At 54.9% G+C, this 21,467-nt stretch carries 22 protein-coding genes; 15 read left to right on the top strand and 7 right to left on the bottom strand.

Going from position 1 to position 21,467, the window contains the following annotated elements; genetic code table 11:
* Positions 1 to 13 precede the first annotated feature (13 nt).
* Positions 14 to 1,459 (top strand): metalloprotease TldD, encoded by a 1,446-nt coding sequence (tldD, locus tag RS584_RS20815; protein WP_017382710.1) that lies wholly within the window; start codon positions 14 to 16, stop codon positions 1,457 to 1,459.
* Between the two features lie 45 nt (positions 1,460 to 1,504).
* Here tldD and RS584_RS20810 read toward each other — a convergent pair whose 3' ends face one another.
* Complete coding sequence (locus RS584_RS20810) at positions 1,505 to 2,119, bottom strand: YagU family protein (RefSeq protein WP_017382711.1); 615 nt, start codon at positions 2,117 to 2,119, stop codon at positions 1,505 to 1,507.
* 219 nt (positions 2,120 to 2,338) lie between these two features.
* The gene (aaeR, locus tag RS584_RS20805; protein ID WP_003860415.1) at positions 2,339 to 3,265 is read right to left on the bottom strand and encodes an HTH-type transcriptional activator AaeR; all 927 of its coding nucleotides are present in this window, start codon (positions 3,263 to 3,265) and stop codon (positions 2,339 to 2,341) included.
* Between the two features lie 179 nt (positions 3,266 to 3,444).
* Between aaeR and aaeX the strand changes: the two genes are divergently transcribed.
* The 5 genes from aaeX to RS584_RS20780 all read left to right on the top strand — a co-directional run bounded on the left by aaeX (position 3,445) and on the right by RS584_RS20780 (position 8,420).
* The gene (gene aaeX / locus RS584_RS20800) at positions 3,445 to 3,648 is read left to right on the top strand and encodes a p-hydroxybenzoic acid efflux pump operon protein AaeX (protein WP_003860416.1); all 204 of its coding nucleotides are present in this window, start codon (positions 3,445 to 3,447) and stop codon (positions 3,646 to 3,648) included.
* A gap of 7 nt (positions 3,649 to 3,655) precedes the next feature.
* On the top strand, positions 3,656 to 4,588 hold the full coding sequence (gene aaeA, locus RS584_RS20795; RefSeq protein ID WP_017382713.1) for a p-hydroxybenzoic acid efflux pump subunit AaeA: 933 nt from the start codon (positions 3,656 to 3,658) through the stop codon (positions 4,586 to 4,588).
* A 5-nt stretch (positions 4,589 to 4,593) separates the two neighbouring features.
* Positions 4,594 to 6,561, top strand: a complete 1,968-nt coding sequence (gene aaeB / locus RS584_RS20790; RefSeq protein WP_015572008.1) for a p-hydroxybenzoic acid efflux pump subunit AaeB — start codon at positions 4,594 to 4,596, stop codon at positions 6,559 to 6,561.
* Positions 6,562 to 6,647: 86 nt separating this feature from the next.
* A complete protein-coding gene (locus tag RS584_RS20785; RefSeq protein WP_022649558.1) occupies positions 6,648 to 8,102 on the top strand; it encodes an NAD-dependent succinate-semialdehyde dehydrogenase in 1,455 nt (484 codons plus the stop codon).
* Positions 8,103 to 8,147: 45 nt separating this feature from the next.
* A complete protein-coding gene (locus tag RS584_RS20780) occupies positions 8,148 to 8,420 on the top strand; it encodes a barstar family protein (protein ID WP_003860424.1) in 273 nt (90 codons plus the stop codon).
* 59 nt (positions 8,421 to 8,479) lie between these two features.
* Here the strand turns inward: RS584_RS20780 and yhcN are convergent, their stop codons facing one another.
* Together yhcN and argR are read right to left on the bottom strand one after the other, a co-directional pair.
* The gene (gene yhcN / locus RS584_RS20775; protein WP_006812160.1) at positions 8,480 to 8,743 is read right to left on the bottom strand and encodes a peroxide/acid stress response protein YhcN; all 264 of its coding nucleotides are present in this window, start codon (positions 8,741 to 8,743) and stop codon (positions 8,480 to 8,482) included.
* Between the two features lie 378 nt (positions 8,744 to 9,121).
* On the bottom strand, positions 9,122 to 9,592 hold the full coding sequence (gene argR / locus RS584_RS20770; RefSeq protein ID WP_003860428.1) for a transcriptional regulator ArgR: 471 nt from the start codon (positions 9,590 to 9,592) through the stop codon (positions 9,122 to 9,124).
* A gap of 397 nt (positions 9,593 to 9,989) precedes the next feature.
* On the opposite strand from argR, the gene mdh reads away from it, so the two are divergent.
* Positions 9,990 to 10,928, top strand: a complete 939-nt coding sequence (gene mdh, locus RS584_RS20765; protein WP_003860429.1) for a malate dehydrogenase — start codon at positions 9,990 to 9,992, stop codon at positions 10,926 to 10,928.
* Between the two features lie 51 nt (positions 10,929 to 10,979).
* Here mdh and degS read toward each other — a convergent pair whose 3' ends face one another.
* The 3 genes from degS to zapG form a co-directional block, all read right to left on the bottom strand.
* Positions 10,980 to 12,047 (bottom strand): outer membrane-stress sensor serine endopeptidase DegS, encoded by a 1,068-nt coding sequence (degS, locus tag RS584_RS20760; protein WP_003860430.1) that lies wholly within the window; start codon positions 12,045 to 12,047, stop codon positions 10,980 to 10,982.
* A 92-nt stretch (positions 12,048 to 12,139) separates the two neighbouring features.
* Positions 12,140 to 13,507 (bottom strand): serine endoprotease DegQ, encoded by a 1,368-nt coding sequence (gene degQ / locus RS584_RS20755; protein WP_015572006.1) that lies wholly within the window; start codon positions 13,505 to 13,507, stop codon positions 12,140 to 12,142.
* 170 nt (positions 13,508 to 13,677) lie between these two features.
* Positions 13,678 to 14,076, bottom strand: a complete 399-nt coding sequence (zapG, locus tag RS584_RS20750) for a Z-ring associated protein ZapG (RefSeq protein WP_003860432.1) — start codon at positions 14,074 to 14,076, stop codon at positions 13,678 to 13,680.
* A 189-nt stretch (positions 14,077 to 14,265) separates the two neighbouring features.
* Here zapG and zapE point away from each other — a divergent pair, with 189 nt between their 5' ends.
* From zapE to RS584_RS20710, 8 genes are all read left to right on the top strand, one after another.
* Positions 14,266 to 15,390, top strand: coding sequence for a cell division protein ZapE (gene zapE / locus RS584_RS20745; protein ID WP_017693899.1), 1,125 nt, complete (start codon positions 14,266 to 14,268; stop codon positions 15,388 to 15,390).
* 292 nt (positions 15,391 to 15,682) lie between these two features.
* Positions 15,683 to 16,111, top strand: coding sequence for a 50S ribosomal protein L13 (gene rplM, locus RS584_RS20740; RefSeq protein WP_003860434.1), 429 nt, complete (start codon positions 15,683 to 15,685; stop codon positions 16,109 to 16,111).
* Positions 16,112 to 16,126: 15 nt separating this feature from the next.
* Entirely contained in the window at positions 16,127 to 16,519 is a 393-nt protein-coding gene (gene rpsI / locus RS584_RS20735) for a 30S ribosomal protein S9 (RefSeq protein ID WP_003860436.1), read from the top strand.
* A 307-nt stretch (positions 16,520 to 16,826) separates the two neighbouring features.
* Positions 16,827 to 17,465 carry a stringent starvation protein SspA gene (gene sspA, locus RS584_RS20730; RefSeq protein WP_003860438.1) on the top strand — a complete coding sequence of 213 codons (639 nt, stop codon included), beginning with the start codon at positions 16,827 to 16,829 and terminating at the stop codon, positions 17,463 to 17,465.
* A gap of 5 nt (positions 17,466 to 17,470) precedes the next feature.
* On the top strand, positions 17,471 to 17,968 hold the full coding sequence (sspB, locus tag RS584_RS20725; RefSeq protein ID WP_026080566.1) for a ClpXP protease specificity-enhancing factor: 498 nt from the start codon (positions 17,471 to 17,473) through the stop codon (positions 17,966 to 17,968).
* A gap of 102 nt (positions 17,969 to 18,070) precedes the next feature.
* On the top strand, positions 18,071 to 18,853 hold the full coding sequence (gene nanR, locus RS584_RS20720) for a transcriptional regulator NanR (RefSeq protein ID WP_017382717.1): 783 nt from the start codon (positions 18,071 to 18,073) through the stop codon (positions 18,851 to 18,853).
* A gap of 122 nt (positions 18,854 to 18,975) precedes the next feature.
* The gene (nanA, locus tag RS584_RS20715) at positions 18,976 to 19,869 is read left to right on the top strand and encodes an N-acetylneuraminate lyase (RefSeq protein WP_015572001.1); all 894 of its coding nucleotides are present in this window, start codon (positions 18,976 to 18,978) and stop codon (positions 19,867 to 19,869) included.
* Between the two features lie 62 nt (positions 19,870 to 19,931).
* Positions 19,932 to 21,422 (top strand): MFS transporter, encoded by a 1,491-nt coding sequence (locus RS584_RS20710; protein WP_315748574.1) that lies wholly within the window; start codon positions 19,932 to 19,934, stop codon positions 21,420 to 21,422.
* Positions 21,423 to 21,467 lie beyond the last annotated feature (45 nt).

Below are 21,467 nucleotides of genomic sequence, written 5' to 3'. Positions count from 1 at the left end.
CGAGTAGCAATAGATGAGTCTGAACCTGGTAAGTGAACATTTGCTCGCAGCGAACGGCCTGAGCCATCAGGACCTGTTCTCCATTCTTGGTCAACTGACCGAACGCCGCCTCGACTACGGCGATCTCTATTTCCAGTCGAGCTATCACGAATCCTGGGTTTTAGAAGACAGCATCATTAAAGATGGCTCTTATAACATTGACCAGGGCGTCGGCGTGCGCGCCGTCAGCGGCGAAAAAACCGGTTTTGCCTATGCAGACCAGATAAGCCTGGCCGCGCTGGAGCAGAGCGCGCAGGCGGCGCGAACCATTGTGCGCGATACGGGCGACGGACGGGTGAAAACGCTGGGTGAAGTGCAGCACGCTGCGCTCTATACCAGCATTGACCCGCTGCAAAGCATGAGCCGCGAAGAGAAGCTGGACATCCTTCGTCGCGTGGACAAAGTGGCTCGCGCGGCGGATAAACGCGTGCAGGAAGTCTCTGCCAGCCTGACCGGTGTTTATGAACTGATCCTGGTGGCGGCGACGGACGGTACCCTGGCGGCGGATGTTCGCCCGCTGGTGCGTCTCTCTATCAGCGTGCAGGTTGAAGACGACGGCAAGCGCGAGCGCGGCTCCAGCGGTGGCGGCGGTCGTTTTGGTTATGACTGGTTCCTGGGTGATGTCGACGGCGAAGCCCGCGCGGATGCTTGGGCAAAAGAAGCCGTGCGCATGGCGCTGGTCAACCTGTCTGCCGTGGCTGCACCCGCCGGTACGTTGCCGGTGGTACTGGGCGCAGGCTGGCCGGGCGTGCTGCTGCACGAAGCGGTCGGTCACGGCCTGGAAGGTGATTTCAACCGTCGCGGGACGTCCGTATTCAGCGGTCAGATGGGGCAGCTTGTCTCCTCCGAGCTTTGTACCGTGGTGGATGATGGCACCATGCTCGACCGCCGCGGCTCGATTTCTATCGACGATGAAGGTACGCCGGGTCAGTACAACGTGCTGATCGAAAACGGCGTACTGAAAGGCTACATGCAGGACAAGCTTAACGCGCGCCTGATGGGCGTTGCGCCGACGGGTAACGGCCGTCGTGAATCCTACGCACATCTGCCGATGCCGCGCATGACCAACACTTACATGCTGCCGGGCCAGTCCACGCCGCAGGAGATTATCGAATCCGTTGATTACGGTATCTTCGCGCCAAACTTTGGCGGCGGTCAGGTGGATATCACCTCCGGCAAATTTGTCTTCTCTACCTCAGAGGCGTATCTGATTGAGAAGGGCAAAGTGACCAAAGCGGTGAAGGGCGCAACCCTGATTGGCTCCGGCATTGAGGCCATGCAGCAGATTTCCATGGTCGGTAACGACCTGAAACTGGATAACGGCGTGGGCGTTTGCGGCAAAGAGGGCCAGAGCCTGCCTGTGGGCGTCGGTCAGCCTACGCTGAAAGTGGATAATCTGACGGTGGGCGGCACGGCCTGATCTTAGGATGCTTAAAAAAGGCGCTACAGATGTAGCGCCTTTTTTTTAACGTAAGTTACCCAGCGGTATCTCTGGATCAGGCTCGTGAGTAATGCGGTTACGCAAGTCACGACGAATGATTTCGATCGACCAGAACCAGACCAGATGCCCCACGATCTCTGACACGTGTTCATACCACGGCAACTCAAGCAGCGGTGGCGTCAGACCCATCAGCGGGAAGGAGATCATATGCACAAAAAGCTGGGCTAACGCACCCGCCAGCAAACCCTGCCAGAGTTTAATTTTCGGAAAGACTTCCGCAACAACGCAATACCCCACAGCGAAGACGATTGAGAAAATAATATGGGTCACACCGACCCAGTTAAATATATGTCCGGCAAATGTATAAACGGCTGCGTTAGGATCAGCAACGCCCAGCCAGTCGCGTAAAAATACATAGGGAGGGTTTAAAAAATTGCGGGAGCAGTCAATCTGGCTTGCGGCTCTTATTAATTGCTCAGGTCCGCATGCGCCGGTGAATAAATCGGTGGGACTGCGTGGCGGAAGTGGCACTTCGGCTCCCCATTTGACAAAAGCGGAGACGATCCCTGCAATTAAACCGATGAACGCGGCGAGTCCATAGCGCCTGCGTGAAGGCGGTGTTTGTTCGAATATATTCATCTCTTTTCCTTGTTTAACGTCATCCTGCGAAATACATTTTATTATTCATATTGGTAACAAATATATAACAGTCTGATGTTCAGACTGCTTATAAGGTAAATGGCGGGTGGCGGGAGTGTCAATTAGCCATTCCTGAGAGGAGGGCGGAAATATTCCTGGATGAATGTGAGTGCCATCCGGGGAATATTCATGCCAGATATGATTATAGCGATTACTTTATTACTCCTTCCTTCTGCCTCGCATGCCCTGAAACAGCTCCGCCACTTCCACAAAATAGTCCGTCAGATAGTTAATACAGACCTGCACCTTCAGCGGCAGCTTGTCCTTTTCAGTATAGAGCGCGTACACCGGGCGCGGATCGGACTGGTAACGCGGGAAGAGGATCTCCAGTACGCCGCTGTTGATCTCATTGATCACCCACATCAGCGGCACGTAAGCGATCCCGGCCCCGGCGACCAGCCAGCGGGAGATCGTCATCGGATCGTTGGTGACGAAGCGGCCTTCAGGCAGCAGTTTAGTGGAAAGCCCTTCCGGCGCGATCAGTTCAAATTCGTTATCTGGCCGAACGCTGTATTCCAGCCACGAGTGGTTGCTCAGGTCGGCAGGTTTTTCCGGCACGCCATACTGTGCCAGATAGCTTTTCGAAGCGCAGACCACCATCGGCATGCTGCCCAGTCGACGCGAGAACAGGCTCGAGTCCTGCAACGCGCCAACGCGGATCACCACGTCTAACCCATCGGCAATCAGGTCCGGTGCCGGAATGCCCGTAACCAGATTAACGGTTAAACCGGGATACTCTTTAAGCATTTCCGCCGTCATGGCAGCGAGAACATTTTGTGCCATAGTTGAAGAACAACCGATACGCAGCGTGCCGATAGGCGTGTTGTTAAAGGCATAAAGCTGCTCGTGAACATCCTGCACCTCATGCAGCATTCGACGGCAGCCCTGATAGTAAATTTTACCCGCTTCCGTCAGCCCAATGCTGCGGGTGCTGCGGTTGAGCAGCTTCACCTGGAGCTCATCTTCCAGTTTTGACACTGTCTGGCTAATGGATGAGACGCTCATTTGTAGCTGACGTGCTGCGGCGGTAAAAGAGCCTTGCTCAACCACTTTCGCAAAGACGGACATGCGTTTTAGACGTTCCATTATTCACTCTGGCTTAAAAGTGATTTAGATCACATATGATAGATAACAGCATAACAGTTACGTTAATATATTATTAATTACATAACGGCTGCGCCACTCTCGCCCGGCAATTCTTGCTCTCCTGCGGCGGCGCGAGCTTAAAAATCCAGTAACCTGCACTCTCTTTAATCAAGGTCAACATGAGTCTGTTTCCCGTTATCGTGGTGTTCGGTTTGTCGTTCCCACCGATATTTTTCGAGCTTCTTTTATCACTGGCGATCTTCTGGCTGGTGCGCAAGGTGCTGGTCCCTACCGGGATTTATGATTTCGTCTGGCATCCTGCATTGTTCAATACCGCGCTGTATTGCTGCCTGTTCTATTTAATATCGCGCATGTTTGTCTGAGGTTGATGTGAAAACGCTAACAAGAAAAATCTCCCGCACTGCCATCACTATGGCGCTGGTCATCCTGGCGTTCATCGCTATTTTTCGCGCCTGGGTTTATTACACCGAATCCCCGTGGACGCGCGATGCGCGTTTCAGCGCGGAGGTGGTCGCGATAGCGCCCGATGTCGCCGGTCTCATTACGGCGGTCAACGTCCACGATAACCAACTGGTGAAAAAAGATCAGGTGCTGTTCACCATCGACCAGCCGCGCTATCAAAAAGCGCTGGAAGAAGCGGAAGCCGACGTGGCGTATTACAACGCGCTGGCCGCTGAAAAACGCCGTGAAGCAGGTCGCCGTAACAAGCTGGGCATCCAGGCTATGTCCCGGGAAGAGATTGACCAGTCTAATAACGTGCTGCAAACCGTGCTGCATCAGCTGGCAAAAGCGCAGGCGACGCGCGATCTGGCGAAGCTCGATCTGGAACGTACCGTTATCCGCGCGCCGTCCGATGGCTGGGTGACCAACCTCAACGTCTATGCGGGTGAGTTTATCACGCGCGGCTCAACTGCCGTGGCGCTGGTGAAACAGAACTCCTTCTACGTCCTCGCCTATATGGAAGAGACCAAGCTGGAAGGCGTGCGTCCGGGCTATCGCGCCGAAATCACGCCGCTCGGCAGCAACCGGGTCCTGAAGGGAACCGTGGACAGCGTGGCCGCGGGGGTGACCAACTCCAGCAGTACCAATGATACAAAAGGGATGGCGACCGTCGATTCTAACCTCGAGTGGGTTCGCCTGGCGCAGCGCGTACCGGTACGCATTCGTCTGGATGAGCAGCAGAGCAACCTCTGGCCCGCAGGCACCACCGCGACGGTGGTGATCACAGGTGAAAAAGACCGTGATGCCAGCCAGGATTCTATCTTCCGTCAAATCGCCCATCGCCTGCGCGAGTTTGGTTGATCGCTATGGGCATTTTTTCCATCGCCAGCCAGCATATCCGCTTCGCCGTGAAGCTGGCATGCGCCATTGTGCTGGCGCTGTTTGTTGGCTTCCATTTCCAGCTTGAAACACCGCGCTGGGCCGTTCTGACCGCCGCGATCGTCGCCGCCGGTCCTGCCTTCGCGGCGGGTGGCGAACCTTACTCCGGGGCAATTCGCTATCGCGGGATGCTGCGTATTATCGGCACCTTTATCGGCTGTATCGCCGCTCTGACCATTATCATCCTGATGATCCGCACGCCGCTGCTGATGCTGATTGTGTGCTGTATCTGGGCAGGTTTTTGCACCTGGGTCTCTTCGCTGGTGAAGGTGGAGAACTCGTACGCCTGGGGCCTGGCGGGATATACCGCGCTGATTATTATCATCACCATTCAGAGTGAACCGCTGCTTGCTCCGCAGTTCGCCGTCGAACGTTGTAGCGAGATTGTCATTGGTATCGTCTGCGCGATTGTCGCAGATCTGCTCTTCTCTCCGCGATCCATCAAGCAGGAAGTCGATCGTGAGCTGGACGCGCTGATTGTTGCTCAGTACCAGCTTATGCAGCTGTGCATTAAGCACGGCGACAGCGAAGAGGTCGACAAGGCCTGGAGCGCGCTGGTGCGCCGCACGCAGGCGCTGGAAGGGATGCGCAGTAATCTCAACATGGAGTCTTCCCGCTGGGAGCGGGCCAATCGTCGTCTGAAAGCGATCAATACCGTCTCGCTAACGCTGATCACCCAGGCGTGTGAAACCTACCTGATTCAGAACACCCGCCCCGAAGTGGTAACGGATACTTTCCGCGAACTGTTTGATGAGCCCGTGGAGACGGTGCAGGACGTGCATCGACAGCTCAAACGCATGCGTCGTGTGATTGCCTGGACAGGAGAACGGGATACGCCAGTCACCATTTATACCTGGGTTGGCGCCGCAACGCGTTACCTGCTCCTGAAACGCGGCGTGATTAGCAACACCAAAATCAGTGCGGCGGAAGAAGAGGTGTTACAGGGCGAAGTGGTGATCAAACCGGAGTCCGCCGAGCGCCACCATGCGATGGTTAACTTCTGGCGTACCACCCTGGCCTGTATACTCGGCACGCTGTTCTGGCTGTGGACCGGCTGGACGTCCGGCAGCGGCGCGATGGTGATGATTGCCGTCGTCACCGCGCTGGCGATGCGTCTGCCCAACCCGCGCATGGTCGCTATCGATTTTCTGTACGGCACCATTGCGGCGTTACCCATTGGCGCGCTCTACTTCCTGGTGATTATCCCCTCGACGCAGCAAAGCATGCTTTTGCTCTGCATCAGCCTGGCGGTGATGGCGTTCTTTATCGGAATTGAGGTACAAAAACGCCGTCTGGGATCGTTGGGTGCGCTGGCGAGCACGATTAACATCATCGTGCTGGATAACCCCATGACTTTCCATTTCAGCCAGTTCCTGGATAGCGCATTAGGTCAGCTGGTGGGCTGTTTCCTGGCGATGATGGTGATCCTGCTGGTGCGGGATAACTCTCAGGCGCGGACAGGACGCGTGCTGCTGAATCAGTTTGTGTCGGCCGCCGTATCGTCCTTAACCACCAACACCGCGCGGCGCAAGGAGAACCACCTGCCGGCGCTCTATCAGCAGCTGTTCCTGTTGCTGAATAAATTCCCGGGCGATGTCGCCCGCTTCCGCCTGGCGTTAACCATGATTATCGCGCACCAGCGTCTGCGGAACGCGCCAGTGCCGATCAACGACGATTTGTCCGCCTACCACCGCCAGCTACGGCGAACGGCGGACCATGTGATATCGGCATCGAGTGATGACAAACGTCGCCGCTACTTTAAGCAACTGCTGGAGGAACTGGATATCTACCAGGAGAAACTGCGGATCTGGGAAGCGCCGCCGCAGGTTACCGAGCCGGTAGAGCGGCTGGTGTTTATGCTGCACCGCTACCAGAATGCGCTGACAGACAGCTAACGAAGAGAAAACCGACGCCAAAAGCGTCGGTTTTTTTGTGGCTATACTTATTCTTGCAGGTTCAAACATTCAGGAAGGGAGGACACATGACAACCCAGGCTCTTCAGGACAGTATTCTTTTTCAGACCGGGTATCTGGTTAACGGTATCTGGAAAACACTCGACACCACGTTTGATGTGCTAAACCCGGCCACGGGCGAGGTGGTCGCGAAAGTGGCGAAAGCAGGGAAAGCCGAAACCGAAGAGGCCATTGCGGCCGCGACGAAGGCCTTTCCCGCATGGCGCGCAAAAACGGCAAAAGAGCGTTCCGCGATCCTCTATCGCTGGTATGAACTGATTATCGAGAACAAAAGCTGGCTCGGGCGGCTGATGACTACCGAGCAGGGCAAGCCGCTGAAAGAGGCTGAGGGTGAGGTGGACTACGCTGCCAGCTTCATTCAGTGGTTTGCCGAGCAGGCCAAGCGCGCCAACGGTGAAATCATTCCTCCGGTTAAACCCGGCTCCCGTATTCTGGCCACTCGTGAACCTGTCGGGGTGGTTGCTGCTATCACGCCATGGAATTTCCCGATGGCCATGCTCACCCGTAAGCTCGGCCCGGCGCTGGCAGCAGGATGTACCGGCGTCATCAAGCCTGCAAACAACACGCCGCTGAGCGCCTTTGCGCTGCTGACGCTGGCGAAGCAGGCCGGTGTGCCGGATGGTGTGCTGAATGCGGTCGCGGGGAGCACCTCAGAAATTAGTGACGCCATTATGGCCAGCCATGACGTGCGCAAAATCTCGTTTACCGGATCAACCGCCGTCGGGAAAACGCTGGTTCGCAATTCCGCAGAGACCATGAAAAAGGTATCGATGGAGCTGGGCGGTAATGCGCCATATATCGTTTTCGAGGACGCGGATATTGAGGCCGCCGTCAAAGGCGCGATCGCCAATAAGTTCCGTAACGCCGGGCAGGTCTGCGTCAGCGTAAACCGTTTCTATATTCAGGAGACGGTCTATGACAAGTTTGTCAATCAACTTGCCGATGCGGTGAAGGCGCTGAAGGTGGGTAACGGTCTGGACGAGGGCGTCGTTGTCGGCCCGCTGATTGAGCCTTCGGCTGTCGAGAAAGTCCGAGAGCATGTCGAAGATGCGGTAGCGAAGGGGGCCACGGTGCTGGCTGGGGGTAAACCGCACGAACTTGGCGGCAACTTCTGGATGCCAACCGTACTCGGTGACTGCCATGAAGGCATGAAGCTGGCAGAAGAGGAGACCTTTGGTCCCGTTGCCGCCTGCTTCCGCTTCACGTCGGAAGACGAAGTGGTTATGCGCGCTAACAACACGCCTTACGGGCTGGCAGCCTACTTTTATACCCAGAATCTCTCGCGCGTGTTCCGCGTCTCGCAGGCCATTGAGAGCGGCATGATCGGAATTAACGAATGTGCGGTCTCGACCGAGCTGGGTCCGTTTGGGGGCGTAAAAGAGTCCGGGCTGGGCCGCGAAGGGTCCGTGCTGGGGCTGGAGGAGTTTCTGGAAGTCAAAACCCTGCATATCGGGGGATTATAATAGACAGGGCGGCATTTGCCGCCCGCCTGTACCGGGTGGTTGGCAATGAAAATTTATACCTTTGATTTTGACGAAATTGAGAGTCAGGAAGACTTCTATCGCGAGTTTATTCGGGCGTTCGACCTGGAGCGGGGCAGCGTAAGCAATCTTGATATGCTGTGGGATGTGGTTACCGGCGATCGTCTGCCGTTACCGCTGGAAATCGAATTTACCCATCTGCCTGAAAAACTACGCAGACGCTTTGGCGCACTGATTTTATTGTTTGATGAAGCGGAGGAGGAGCTGGAAGGGCAACTGCGTTTCAACGTGCGCCAGTGATAAAAAAGCCCCTGACCGGGAGGTCAGGGGCAAGTCGTATGATGAGATACGACGAGGGTTTATTTGTACAGTTCTGCGGTAGCGTGCCAGTGGTCGCCACTGCGCGCTTCGATGATGCGATAGGATGACGCACCCTGTTCTTCCGCTTTTTTGTTCAGCATTTCGTGCATGTCCATCGGAGACGTACCGATGGCGCCAACAGAAACAGTACCGATAGCCTGACGGGATTGTGCCTGTTCAGCATTAATGGTGTCGGCTGCAAACGCACCGAATGACAGGACTGACAGTACGCTCAGGGCAGCTACAGTGGTTTTAATTTTCATGATTATTTACCTCGTCAATTATTTTACTGGGGTCTTTGTTCTGTGACCCTCATCACAAAATCAAGTATACACTAATCACGCAAAAAATTAATACCAGACTAATGGTTTCGTCTGTTATTACGCGTTAAAAAATTCATTTTTTATAACGAGAATGCATAAAAAAGGGCGTCACAATGCGAGGTTTTTAGTTTTTTCTTGTATAAATCAAAGGGATAGGGCAATTTGATTTTTTGTGCGATTTTGCGGCAGATCATTCACTGAATGAATGTTAATAGGCGGTAAAAAGCACTATTTGCAAAAGTAGCAGGTAGAGAAAAGCAGGGTAAAACGCGGCAACAGCAGAATGATCCCCGCAGCCAGGCGCTACGGGGCAGACAATTACAGCTCCTGTTCGAACAGGACCAGAATCGCTTCGTAGAGGTCTTTCACCGAGAAACCATTTGCCGGGGTGGTAAAAATGGTGTCATCGCCGGCGATGGTCCCGAGGATCCCCTCTGCTTTACCCAGCGAGTCCAGCAGGCGGGCAATCAGCTGGGCTGCGCCCGGGCTGGTGTGGATCACAACCACGGCATCGTTATAGTCGATGTCCAGAACCAGGTTTTTCAGCGGGCTGGAGGTCGTTGGCACGCCAAGTTCAGCAGGCAGGCAATAAACCATTTCCATTTTGGCGTTGCGCGTACGCACCGCACCAAACTTGGTTAACATGCGAGAGACCTTCGACTGGTTGATGTTGTCGAAGCCTTGTTCCTGCAACGCCTGAACAATTTCTCCCTGAGAACTGAATTTCTCTTCTTTGAGTAGCGCTTTAAACGCCTTCACTAATTCTTCTTGCTTAGACGAGCTTCGCATAAGTCACCCGGAATATGACGATAGAAACAACATTATTATGCATGTGGATGAATTTTTATGCAAATTATCTACCTGGCACCAGGCTGAAATAATGTTATGAAAGGGAGAGATTTTATCAGATTTCGTTATCGGAAAACATGCCTGGGTCACGCCGCGCAAATAAGCTTAAAAGTAAATTAAATGTTATCAAAATGATGTTGTTTTGGTGGCGTGGCAGGGTGTATTGTAACCCCCTCTTAATTCGTTGTTGCCTACATCCCGATAGTATTCAGGTGAAGGCGAAAGACGTGCGACCTCAAATTCTTTAGCGATGAAAATTGTAATTAATGACGTGCTGAATTATGGTCGCCGCAACGGAGTTACAGATACTTAAGTTAACCATAATAAGGAGTTTAGGATGAAAGTCGCAGTCCTCGGCGCTGCTGGTGGTATCGGCCAGGCGCTTGCCCTACTACTGAAAACCCAACTGCCTTCAGGCTCAGAACTCTCCCTGTACGATATTGCTCCGGTAACCCCAGGTGTGGCGGTTGACCTGAGCCACATCCCGACAGCTGTGAAAATCAAAGGCTTCTCCGGTGAAGATGCGCGTCCTGCGTTGCAGGGTGCCGACGTGGTGCTGATCTCCGCGGGTGTTGCGCGTAAACCGGGTATGGATCGTTCAGACCTGTTCAACGTCAACGCGGGCATCGTGAAAAACCTGGTTCAGCAGATCGCTGAAACCTGCCCGAAAGCGTGCATCGGGATCATCACCAACCCGGTGAACACCACCGTTGCTATCGCAGCAGAAGTGCTGAAGAAAGCGGGCGTTTACGACAAGAACAAACTGTTCGGCGTAACTACGCTGGATATCATCCGCTCCAATACCTTCGTGGCTGAGCTGAAAGGCAAGCAGCCAACGGAAGTGGAAGTGCCGGTTATCGGCGGTCACTCTGGCGTGACCATCCTGCCTCTGCTGTCGCAGATCCCGGGCGTGAGCTTCACCGAGCAGGAAGTGGCTGACCTGACCAAACGTATTCAGAACGCAGGCACCGAAGTGGTGGAAGCGAAGGCGGGTGGCGGTTCTGCAACCCTGTCTATGGGCCAGGCGGCGGCACGCTTCGGCCTGTCTCTGGTTCGCGCGTTGCAGGGCGAAAAAGGCGTTGTTGAATGCGCCTATGTTGAAGGCGACGGTGAACACGCGCGCTTCTTCTCTCAGCCGCTGCTGCTGGGTAAAAACGGTGTTGAAGAGCGTAAGTCTATCGGCACGCTGAGCGCGTTTGAGCAAAACGCGATGGAAGGCATGCTGGATACGCTGAAGAAAGACATTACGCTGGGCGAAGAATTCGTTAACAAGTGATCTTATCCCGGTAAAAAAAACGGAGCGTTAAGCTCCGTTTTTTTATGCCCGTCAGTTAGTGGCCGGGTATTCCTGGATGGTGACCTGAATCGTCAGCTTCTTGTCATTACGCATGACTTCAACAGGGATGATGGAGCCCGGGCGAATCTCAGCCACCTGGTCCATGGTTTCCAGCGCAGAGACCGCTGGCGTACCGTTGACGGAAAGGATAACGTCGTTCACCTGGATACCTGCGTTGGCCGCCGGGCCGCCAGGCGCCACTTCGTTGACCACAATCCCCTGGATCTGATCGATACCACCGCCCTGCGTATGCATCGGCGCGATTTCACGCCCGCCAATACCGATGTAGCCACGGATCACGCGGCCATCACGGATTAGCTTGTCCATGATCTTGGTCGCCAGCTGGAACGGAATGGCAAAGCCAATCCCTTCCGGCGTTTCTCCGTCGTTGCTCTTGTCGAATGAGAGGGTGTTAATGCCCATCAGTTCGCCCAGAGAGTTCACCAGAGCACCGCCGGAGTTACCGTGGTTGATTGAGGCATCGGTTTGCAGGAAGTTCTGCCGCCCTGACGGGTTCAGGCCGATTCGACCGGTCGCGCTGATGATCCCCTGAGTGATGGTCTGGCCCAGGTTGTACGGGTTACCGATCGCCAGCACCACATCGCCGATGTGCGGCGTGCGTTTGCGATTAATCGGGATAGTCGGCAGACCGCCCGTGGCGTTGATCTTCAGCACCGCCAGATCGGTCAGGCTGTCCGACCCCACCAGCAGGGCTTCAAACACGCGGCCATCCTGTAAGGCGACGATAATCTGGTCGGCATCGTTAATGACGTGTTTATTGGTGATGATGTAGCCCCGGTCATCCATGATCACACCGGAACCGAGCGTGCGGATCTCCAGCTGGTTATGAGCGGAACTGTTAAGCCCGCGGTTATAGACGTTAACCACGGCGGGGGCGGCACGGCGTACCGCCTGATTGTACGTCGCAGGCGTTTCATCCGTGCTGTCGAACTGAGGAGCCGACAGTTTGTTGAACTGGCGTAAAGATGGCATAGCCACCAGCAGCAGACCGGCAACGATCAAACCAATGACAATTGAACGAAAGAGCTTTAAAAGCATGATGCGTGTGTCGTTAAAAAAGGAACGGTTTGCAGCATAACATGAGTTATCCGGACATCACACGCAGCGGCGATGTCCGGAGTCGCAAATGGTTAACGCAGTAAAATGTAGAGGGTGTCGTTGCCACGGATAATTTGCAGGGCAATGACCGCCGGTTTACTCTCCAGCACCTTACGCATTTCGGCAATAGACTGCACGCGAGTGCGGTTCACGCCCACGATCACGTCGTCCTGATGTAAACCTGCCTGCGCGGCCGGGCTGCTCTTCTCAACGGTAGTGACGGTAATGCCTTTCGTGCCGTTTTTAAGCTGACCGTCGCTCAGCGTAGCGCCCTGTAGAGCCGGGGAGATCTGTTCTGCGCTGGCGGAAGAGGAGGTGCTCTTGTCCAGCGTCACTTCCACGGTCAGTGGTTTGCCCTCGCGGATCAGGCCCAGCTTCACTTTAGCGCCCGGCTCCGTGGTGGCAATACGTGATCGTAATTCAGCGAAGCTGCTCAGCGGTTTATCGTTCAGGCTGACAATAATGTCGCCGGATTTCACGCCCGCTTTCGCAGAGCCTGAGTTGGGCAGCACTTCGCTGACAAACGCCCCGCGCTGGACGTTGAGCTTAAAGGCTTTGGCGATATCGGCGCTCATCTCCATGCCTTTGATGCCCAGCAGACCGCGCTTAACCTCGCCAAACTGAATCAGCTGTTGAGACAGGGTTTTCGCCATGTTACTCGGAATGGCAAAACCAATCCCGATGCTGCCGCCGCCTGGCGCGAGGATAGCGGTGTTGATGCCGATCAGCTCACCGTTCAGATTAAGCAGCGCACCGCCGGAGTTGCCCCGGTTGATGGAGGCATCGGTCTGGATGAAGTTTTCCAGCCCTTCGAGATTCAGGCCGCTGCGCCCCAGGGCGGAGACAATCCCGGAGGTGGCGGTCTGGCCTAAACCGAACGGGTTACCGACCGCGACGGCAAAATCACCGACGCGCAGCTTATCGGAATCTGCAATGGCGATCTGGGTCAGGTTGCTGGGGTTTTGCACCTGTAGCAGGGCGATATCACTCTGATCGTCACCGCCGATCAGTTTGGCGTCAAACTCCCGACCATCGTTCAGCTGAACGCTGATTTTATCGGCCTGGCTGATCACGTGGTTATTGGTCAGGATATAGCCCTTAGCCGCGTCGATAATCACCCCTGAGCCCAGGCCTTCAAACGGCTGAGCCTGCTGATCCGGCGCGTCTTCGCCAAAATATTTCTTCAGCTCTTCAGGAATACGCTGGCTTTGGCGTGCCGTCCCTTCCACCTGAACGCTGACTACCGCAGGCAGGACTTTTTCAAGCATCGGCGCAAGGCTGGGAATGGCTTCTTGTCCAGGCACCTGCGAAGGCAGTGCCGCACTGGCGGGGAAGGACGCCGAGAGAGATAACCCGACACTTAACGCTAAGGCGCTCAACAGCTGGTTTTTTTTCTTCATTGATGCTGACTCTCGTATCCTGGAATGAAAAAGAACGGCCCCAAAAACATCTTGATGTTATTGAATTTTCAACCGCTGAACAATGAGGTGTTTGACTAAATAATAGCTGGGGACGGGAAGAAAGGACGGGCGCATAAGGTGCGCCCGTAAAATTTATTCAGGTTGTGCGATTAATCGCGTTTTACGCCACCGCGCAGCAGGCCGGACGCGCCGTCTGAATAGTCGCGTGGCATCTGAACCGGAGCCTGATCGTTACCGGCTTCAGAATCAGCCAGACGATTGCGGAAGGGGTTGGTCTCCGCGGTCATTTCCGGCAGCAGGCTGCTGGAGCTTTTCGCCATGTGCTGGTAGAGCTGGCGATAATCTGTCGCCATGTTGTCCAGCAGCTCAGCGCTACGGGCAAAGTGGCTGACCAGCTCTTCGCGATATTCTTCCAGTTCGGCTTTGTTCTTTTCCAGTTCGTATTGCAGTGACTGCTGCTGACGCAATTTGCGGTTACCGAAACGCATGGCCACAGCACCAATGATGATGCCGACGACTAAACCGATTAGCGCATATTCCCAGGTCATGAACTTCTCCCGTTGTCTTGTTGTTCCGTAGGGTGTTGGCTCGGCTCCTGCCTGTGCCTGATTATGCCACTATAACCGCTATTTCCGCAGAAGTGGAATCCTGACGTATCATCGCGTAGTGTAGAACGGCCTTTTTTTCATCAGCCACGCGCGCTGGTGAGGTTTAACTAAAGGAATAACAACAACATCATGCAAAACCTGTCCCCTTCATCGCGTTACCAACTGGCCCTGAGCGAGGGCACACACCAGCCGGATGATGTCCAGCGTGAAGCGGTTAACCGCCTGGACACGATTTATCAGGAACTTCTGGCGAAACCCGCCGATGCGGTGCAGAGCAGTGGGCTGAAGGCGGCATTCGGCCGTTTACTGGGCAAAAAAGAGCCCACGGTGAACGCACCGGTTCGTGGCTTATATATGTGGGGCGGCGTTGGGCGGGGTAAGACCTGGCTGATGGACATGTTCTACCAGAGCCTGCCCGGCACGCGTAAGCAGCGCCTGCACTTTCACCGTTTTATGCTGCGGGTCCATGAAGAGCTGACGGCGCTCCAGGGCGAAACCGACCCGCTGGACATTGTGGCCGATCGCTTTAAGGCGGAAACGGACGTGCTCTGCTTCGACGAGTTCTTTGTTTCCGATATTACGGATGCCATGCTGTTGGGGGGCCTCATGAAAGCGCTGTTTGCGCGTGGGATCACTCTGGTGGCGACCTCCAATATCCCGCCGGATGAGCTTTATCGCAATGGTCTCCAGCGGGCGCGTTTCCTGCCGGCCATTGATGCTATCAAACAGCACTGCGACATCATGAACGTCGATGCCGGCGTCGATTATCGACTGCGCACATTAACGCAGGCACACCTGTGGCTTTCGCCGTTGAACGCCGACACAGCCCGCGAGATGGATAAACTGTGGCTGGCGCTGGCGGGAGCGCCGCGGGATAACGCGCCAGCGCTGGAGATTAATCATCGTCCGTTGCCTACGCTTGGCGTAGAAAACCAGACGCTGGCCGTCTCGTTTGCAACGCTCTGCGTGGACGCCCGCAGCCAGCATGACTACATTGCACTTTCGCGTCTGTTCCATACCGTTATGTTGTGGGATGTGCCCGTTATGACCCCACTCATGGAGAGCGAAGCGCGCCGCTTCATCGCGCTGGTAGATGAGTTTTACGAGCGCCACGTTAAGCTGGTGGTCAGCGCCGAGGTGCCTTTATATGAGGTTTATCAGGGCGAGCGCCTGAAGTTTGAGTTCCAGCGCTGCCTGTCGCGCCTGCAAGAGATGCAGAGCGAAGAGTACCTCAAGCGTGAGCATATGCCGTAATAAATGCTCCCCTCTCCCCGTGGGAGAGGGGCTGGGGGTGAGGGCACCAGACCGCACAATACCTGACCCCGAAAAACCCATTCCAAATCACATTTAAGGGTCGATCTTTGACCTCAACTTCTCTATAATCTTGCGACCCCACGTTACGAGAAGGTTTTTTTCCCGAAACTTTCTATGTGTCGGCATGTGCTATTCGAAGGGGTAGGTTTGCCGGACTTTGTCGTGTGAACCTCAACTGACTAAACGTTTGGGTGTTCACCAACGTGTAACTTATTATTTGGGTAAGCTTTTAATGAAAACTTTTACAGCTAAACCAGAAACCGTACAGCGCGACTGGTATGTTGTTGACGCGACCGGTAAAACTCTGGGCCGTCTGGCTACTGAACTGGCTCGTCGCCTGCGCGGTAAGCATAAAGCGGAATACACTCCGCACGTTGATACCGGTGATTACATCATCGTTCTGAACGCTGACAAAGTTGCTGTTACCGGCAACAAGCGTACTGACAAAATGTACTACCACCACACCGGCCACATCGGTGGTATCAAAGAAGCGACCTTTGAAGAGATGATTGCCCGCCGTCCTGAGCGTGTGATTGAAATCGCGGTTAAAGGCATGCTGCCAAAAGGCCCGCTGGGTCGTGCTATGTTCCGTAAACTGAAAGTTTACGCAGGCAACGAGCACAACCACGCGGCACAGCAACCGCAAGTTCTTGACATCTAATCGGGATTATAGGCAATGGCTGAAAATCAATACTACGGCACTGGTCGCCGCAAAAGTTCCGCAGCTCGCGTTTTCATCAAACCGGGCAGTGGTAAAATCGTAATCAACCAGCGTTCTCTGGAACAATACTTCGGTCGCGAAACTGCCCGCATGGTAGTTCGCCAGCCGCTGGAACTGGTTGATATGGTAGAAAAACTGGATCTGTACATCACCGTTAAAGGTGGTGGTATCTCCGGTCAGGCAGGTGCGATCCGTCACGGTATCACCCGCGCGCTGATGGAGTACGACGAATCCCTGCGTTCTGAACTGCGTAAAGCTGGCTTCGTTACTCGTGACGCTCGTCAGGTTGAACGTAAGAAAGTGGGTCTGCGTAAAGCACGTCGTCGTCCACAGTTCTCCAAACGTTAATCCATTCTGCTTACGCAGAACGATTGGCGAAAAACCCGCTTCGGCGGGTTTTTTTATGGATAATGCGCAGGTTATCCACAGTAACATTTCATATATCTTCTCTTTTTCCACATTTCCGGAATCCCCTCACCACAAAGCCATCAAAATCTGGTAAACTATCATCCAATTTTCTGCCCAAATATCGGTGAATACTCGATTTTTGTTCGATTCTTGAACAATGTGTCTTCTCTGGGATGGGCGATACATCATCTGGCTGGCCCCGTTGGGCTGGTAGCAGTAAAAATTCTGAATATACCTGGAGGTTTTCATGGCTGTCGCTGCCAACAAACGTTCGGTAATGACGCTGTTTTCTGGTCCTACTGACATTTATAGCCATCAGGTTCGTATCGTGCTGGCCGAGAAGGGTGTCAGTTTTGAGATCGAGCATGTGGAAAAGGATAACCCGCCTCAGGATCTGATCGATCTCAACCCGAGCCAAAGCGTACCGACGCTGGTGGATCGCGAGCTGACCCTGTGGGAATCCCGTATCATTATGGAATACCTGGATGAGCGTTTCCCGCATCCGCCGCTGATGCCTGTTTATCCTGTTGCGCGTGGTGAAAGCCGCCTGTACATGCAGCGTATCGAGAAAGACTGGTACTCGCTGATGAACGTTATCGTCAACGGTTCCTCTTCTGAAGCGGATGCTGCACGTAAACAGCTGCGTGAAGAGCTGCTGGCGATTGCGCCGGTATTTGGTCAAAAGCCTTTCTTCCTGAGCGACGAGTTCAGCCTGGTGGATTGCTACCTGGCTCCGTTGCTGTGGCGTCTGCCAACCCTGGGCGTAGAGTTCAGCGGCCCTGGCGCGAAAGAGCTGAAAGGCTACATGACTCGCGTCTTTGAGCGCGACTCTTTCCTGGCATCCTTAACTGAACCGGAACGTGAAATGCGTCTCGGCCGAGGCTAATGACTGTGGAAATGTCACAACTTTCACCACGCCGTCCGTATCTGCTGCGCGCCTTCTATGAATGGCTGCTGGATAACCAGCTCACGCCGCACCTGGTTGTGGATGTGACGTTGCCGGGCGTGCTGGTTCCAATGGAATACGCGCGCGACGGGCAGATTGTACTGAATATTGCGCCACGCGCAGTGGGTAACCTGGAGCTGGCGAACGACGAAGTGCGCTTTAATGCGCGCTTCGGCGGCGTGCCGCGTCAGGTTTCCGTGCCGCTGGCAGCTGTGCTGGCTATCTACGCCCGTGAAAACGGTGCGGGCACCATGTTTGAGCCGGAAGCGGCTTATGATGAAGAGGTTGCCAGCCTGAATGATGATGAGGCATCCGATGAACGCGAAAGCGACACGGTAATGTCTGTCATCGATGGCGATAAACCCGATCATAATGACGACACCGATCCGGATGACGAGCCACCACCACGTGGTGGTCGTCCCGCACTGCGCGTTGTGAAATAAACAAACAGGCCCGACGGGCCTGTTTTGCTTTCGGTCCCTTTTCGCCCCCTCTAATTTCCTGTGTTATGATGAACTGTTTTCCTTCAATGGCACCGGACTGCAATGAAACCGACTGATCTTAAAGCTGAAAACTCTGATGAAACCATTGGTCGCAGCCTGCGCCGTCGGCCGCTGGCGCGCAAAAAACTGTCTGATATGGTGGAAGAAGAGCTGGAGCAGATGATCCGTCGGAAGGAATTTGCCCAGGGAGAGCAGTTACCCTCCGAGCGCGAACTGATGGAGTTCTTCAACGTGGGTCGCCCCTCGGTGCGCGAAGCGCTGGCGGCGCTAAAGCGTAAAGGGCTGGTGCAGATTAACAACGGTGAACGTGCCCGCGTAACCATGCCGTCTGCCGATACCATCATCAGTGAATTGTCGGGAATGGCGAAAGACTTTCTGACCCAGCCCGGCGGTATTGCCCATTTCGAGCAGCTTCGCCTGTTCTTTGAATCCAGCCTTGTTCGTTATGCCGCAGAATATGCCACTGACGATCAGATTGCGCAGCTCACAAAAGCCCTGGAGATCAACAGCCAGTCCCTGGATGACAACACGCTATTTATTCGTTCCGATGTCGATTTTCACCGCGTGCTGGCGGAGATCCCCGGCAATCCGATCTTCAATGCGATCCACGTTGCGCTGCTTGACTGGTTAATTGCGGCGCGTCCTAAAGTGCCGGACGCAGAGCTTTATCAGCATAATGAAGTCAGCTATCGCCAGCATATCGCAATTGTGGATGCGATCCGCCGCCGCGATCCCGATGAAGCGGATCGGGCGTTGCAAACTCACCTTAACAGCGTCTCCGCCACCTGGCACGCTTTCGGCCAGCATTCAAAAGCCAAAAAATAACGATCCTTTAGTGAAGCAGATCGCAATATAAGCGTTCTGTATTCTACTGCTGCTTAATTGATCTGGTATAACAGGTATAAAGGTATGTCGTTATAACAAACACACGATCGATTGAGGTAACTATGGCAACGCAATTACGCGGCGTAATGGCCGCACTCCTGACCCCGTTTAACTCTGAGCAGATGCTGGATAAAGAAAGCCTGCGCCGTCTGGTGCGGTTCAATATTGAACAGGGTATCGATGGGCTGTACGTCGGCGGTTCAACGGGAGAGGCCTTTGTACAGAGCCTTTCGGAACGGGAGCAGGTGATGGAGATTGTGGCGGAAGAGGCGAAGGGGAAAATCACGCTCATCGCCCATGTTGGCTGCGTCAGCACGGCGGAAAGCCAGCAGTTAGCCATGGCCGCCGCCCGCGTCGGTTTTGACGCTGTATCCGCCGTCACACCGTTTTACTATCCCTTTAGCTTTGAAGAACATTGCGATCATTACCGTGCAATTATTGATTCGGCGGATGGTCTGCCGATGGTGGTCTATAACATCCCGGCGTTAAGCGGCGTGAAGTTAAGCCTGGATCAGATCAACACGCTGGTAACGCTGCCCGGCGTCGGCGCGCTGAAGCAAACCTCCGGCGATCTCTTCCAGATGGAGCAGATCCGTCGCGAACATCCGGATCTGGTGCTCTACAACGGCTATGACGAGATCTTCGCCTCCGGCCTGCTGGCCGGCGCGGACGGGGGGATCGGCAGCACCTACAACATTATGGGCTGGCGCTACCAGGCGATCGCTAAAGCGGTTCGTGAAGGGGATAACGCCACCGCACAGCGCCTGCAAAGCGAATGCAACACGGTGATCGATCTGCTGATTAAAGCCGGGGTGTTCCGTGGTCTGAAAACGGTTCTGCACTATATGGACGTGGTATCCGTGCCGCTGTGCCGTAAGCCGTTTGCCCCTGTGGATGAAAAATTCGTGCCAGCGCTGAAAGCGCTGGCGGAGCAGCTAATGGCGGAAAAACGCTAACACATCGCCGGGGGCGCAGCCGTCATCCGGCAAAACGACAGAGAAATCGTCGGGAGAGTGAAATGAGTAAGTCTACCCAAAGCATCCCGTGGTACCGCCATCTTACCCGTCCTCAGTGGCGCGCCTTCTCCGCCGCCTGGCTGGGATATCTGCTTGATGGCTTCGATTTTGTATTGATAGCCTTAGTCCTGACAGAAATAAAAAGCGAGTTTGCCCTGACGACAGTGGAAGCGGCGAGCTTGATTTCGGCGGCCTTTATATCGCGCTGGTTCGGCGGCCTGCTGCTGGGCGCCATGGGCGATCGCTATGGCCGCAAGCTGGCGATGATCACCAGCATCGTGCTCTTTTCCTGCGGTACGCTGGCCTGCGGTTTTGCGCCGGGTTACGTCACCCTGTTTATCGCCCGCATGGTGATAGGCATGGGGATGGCGGGGGAATATGGCTCCAGCGCAACCTATGTGATTGAAAGCTGGCCAAAGCACTTGCGCAACAAGGCGAGTGGTTTTCTGATTTCCGGTTTCTCCGTCGGCGCCGTGGTTGCGGCCCAGGTCTACAGCCTTGTCGTGCCCGTCTGGGGCTGGCGGGCGCTGTTCTTTATCGGCATTCTGCCCATCGTCTTTGCCCTGTGGCTGCGGAAAAATATTCCGGAAGCTGAGGACTGGAAAGCGAAGCACGAAGGCAAAGCCCCGGTGCGCACCATGGTTGATATTCTGTATCGCGGCAAATACCGCGTCATGAATATGGCGATGACGCTGTTTGCCGGTACGGCGCTGTGGTTCTGTTTTGCAGGCGAACTCAACAACGCGGGGCTGGTCGTTATTCTCGGCCTGCTGTGCGCCATCGTCTTTATCAGCTTTATGGTGCAAAGCAGCGGCAAACGCTGGCCGACGGGCGTCACGTTGATGGTTGTCGTGCTCTTCGCCTTTCTCTACTCCTGGCCGATTCAGGCGCTATTACCCACTTATCTGAAAACCGACCTGGCCTATGATCCGTCAACGGTGGCGAAGGTGCTGTTCTTTAGCGGCTTCGGCGCGGCGGTAGGCTGCTGCGTAGGTGGTTTTCTCGGTGACTGGCTTGGCACCCGCAAGGCCTATGTCTGTAGCCTGTTGGCCTCACAGCTCCTGATTGTTCCCGTCTTTGCGATTGGCGGCGCCAATGTCTGGGGGTTGGGCTTGTTACTCTTTTTCCAGCAGATGCTGGGGCAGGGGATCTCCGGGATCTTACCCAAACTCATCGGCGGCTATTTCGATACCGACCAGCGTGCGGCGGGTCTGGGCTTTACCTACAACGTTGGCGCGTTGGGCGGCGCGATTGCCCCGGTGATTGGCGCGCTGCTGTCGCAGGATATGGCGCTGGGCACGGCCCTGGGGTCGCTCTCCTTTGGCCTGACGTTTGTGGTGATCTTGCTTATTGGTCTGGATATGCCCTCCCGCGTTCAGCGCTGGATCAGGCCAGAAGCCCTGCGTACGCATGATGCTATTGACGGTAAACCGCTGAGTGGCGCACTCCCTTTTGGTGCCAGTAAAAGCGGTCTGATCAAACACAAAGGATAAGCTGATGTCATTGCTAAACCAGAAGACAGCAGCGCGAGGCGGTGA

The sequence above is a fragment of the Enterobacter sp. DTU_2021_1002640_1_SI_PRY_ASU_LCPMC_013 genome, from assembly GCF_032389435.1.
Taxonomy (GTDB): Bacteria; Pseudomonadota; Gammaproteobacteria; order Enterobacterales; family Enterobacteriaceae; genus Enterobacter; species Enterobacter hormaechei_C.
Note: the sequence above shows the minus strand (reverse complement) of the source record. Positions and strands in the feature narration are given on the sequence as shown.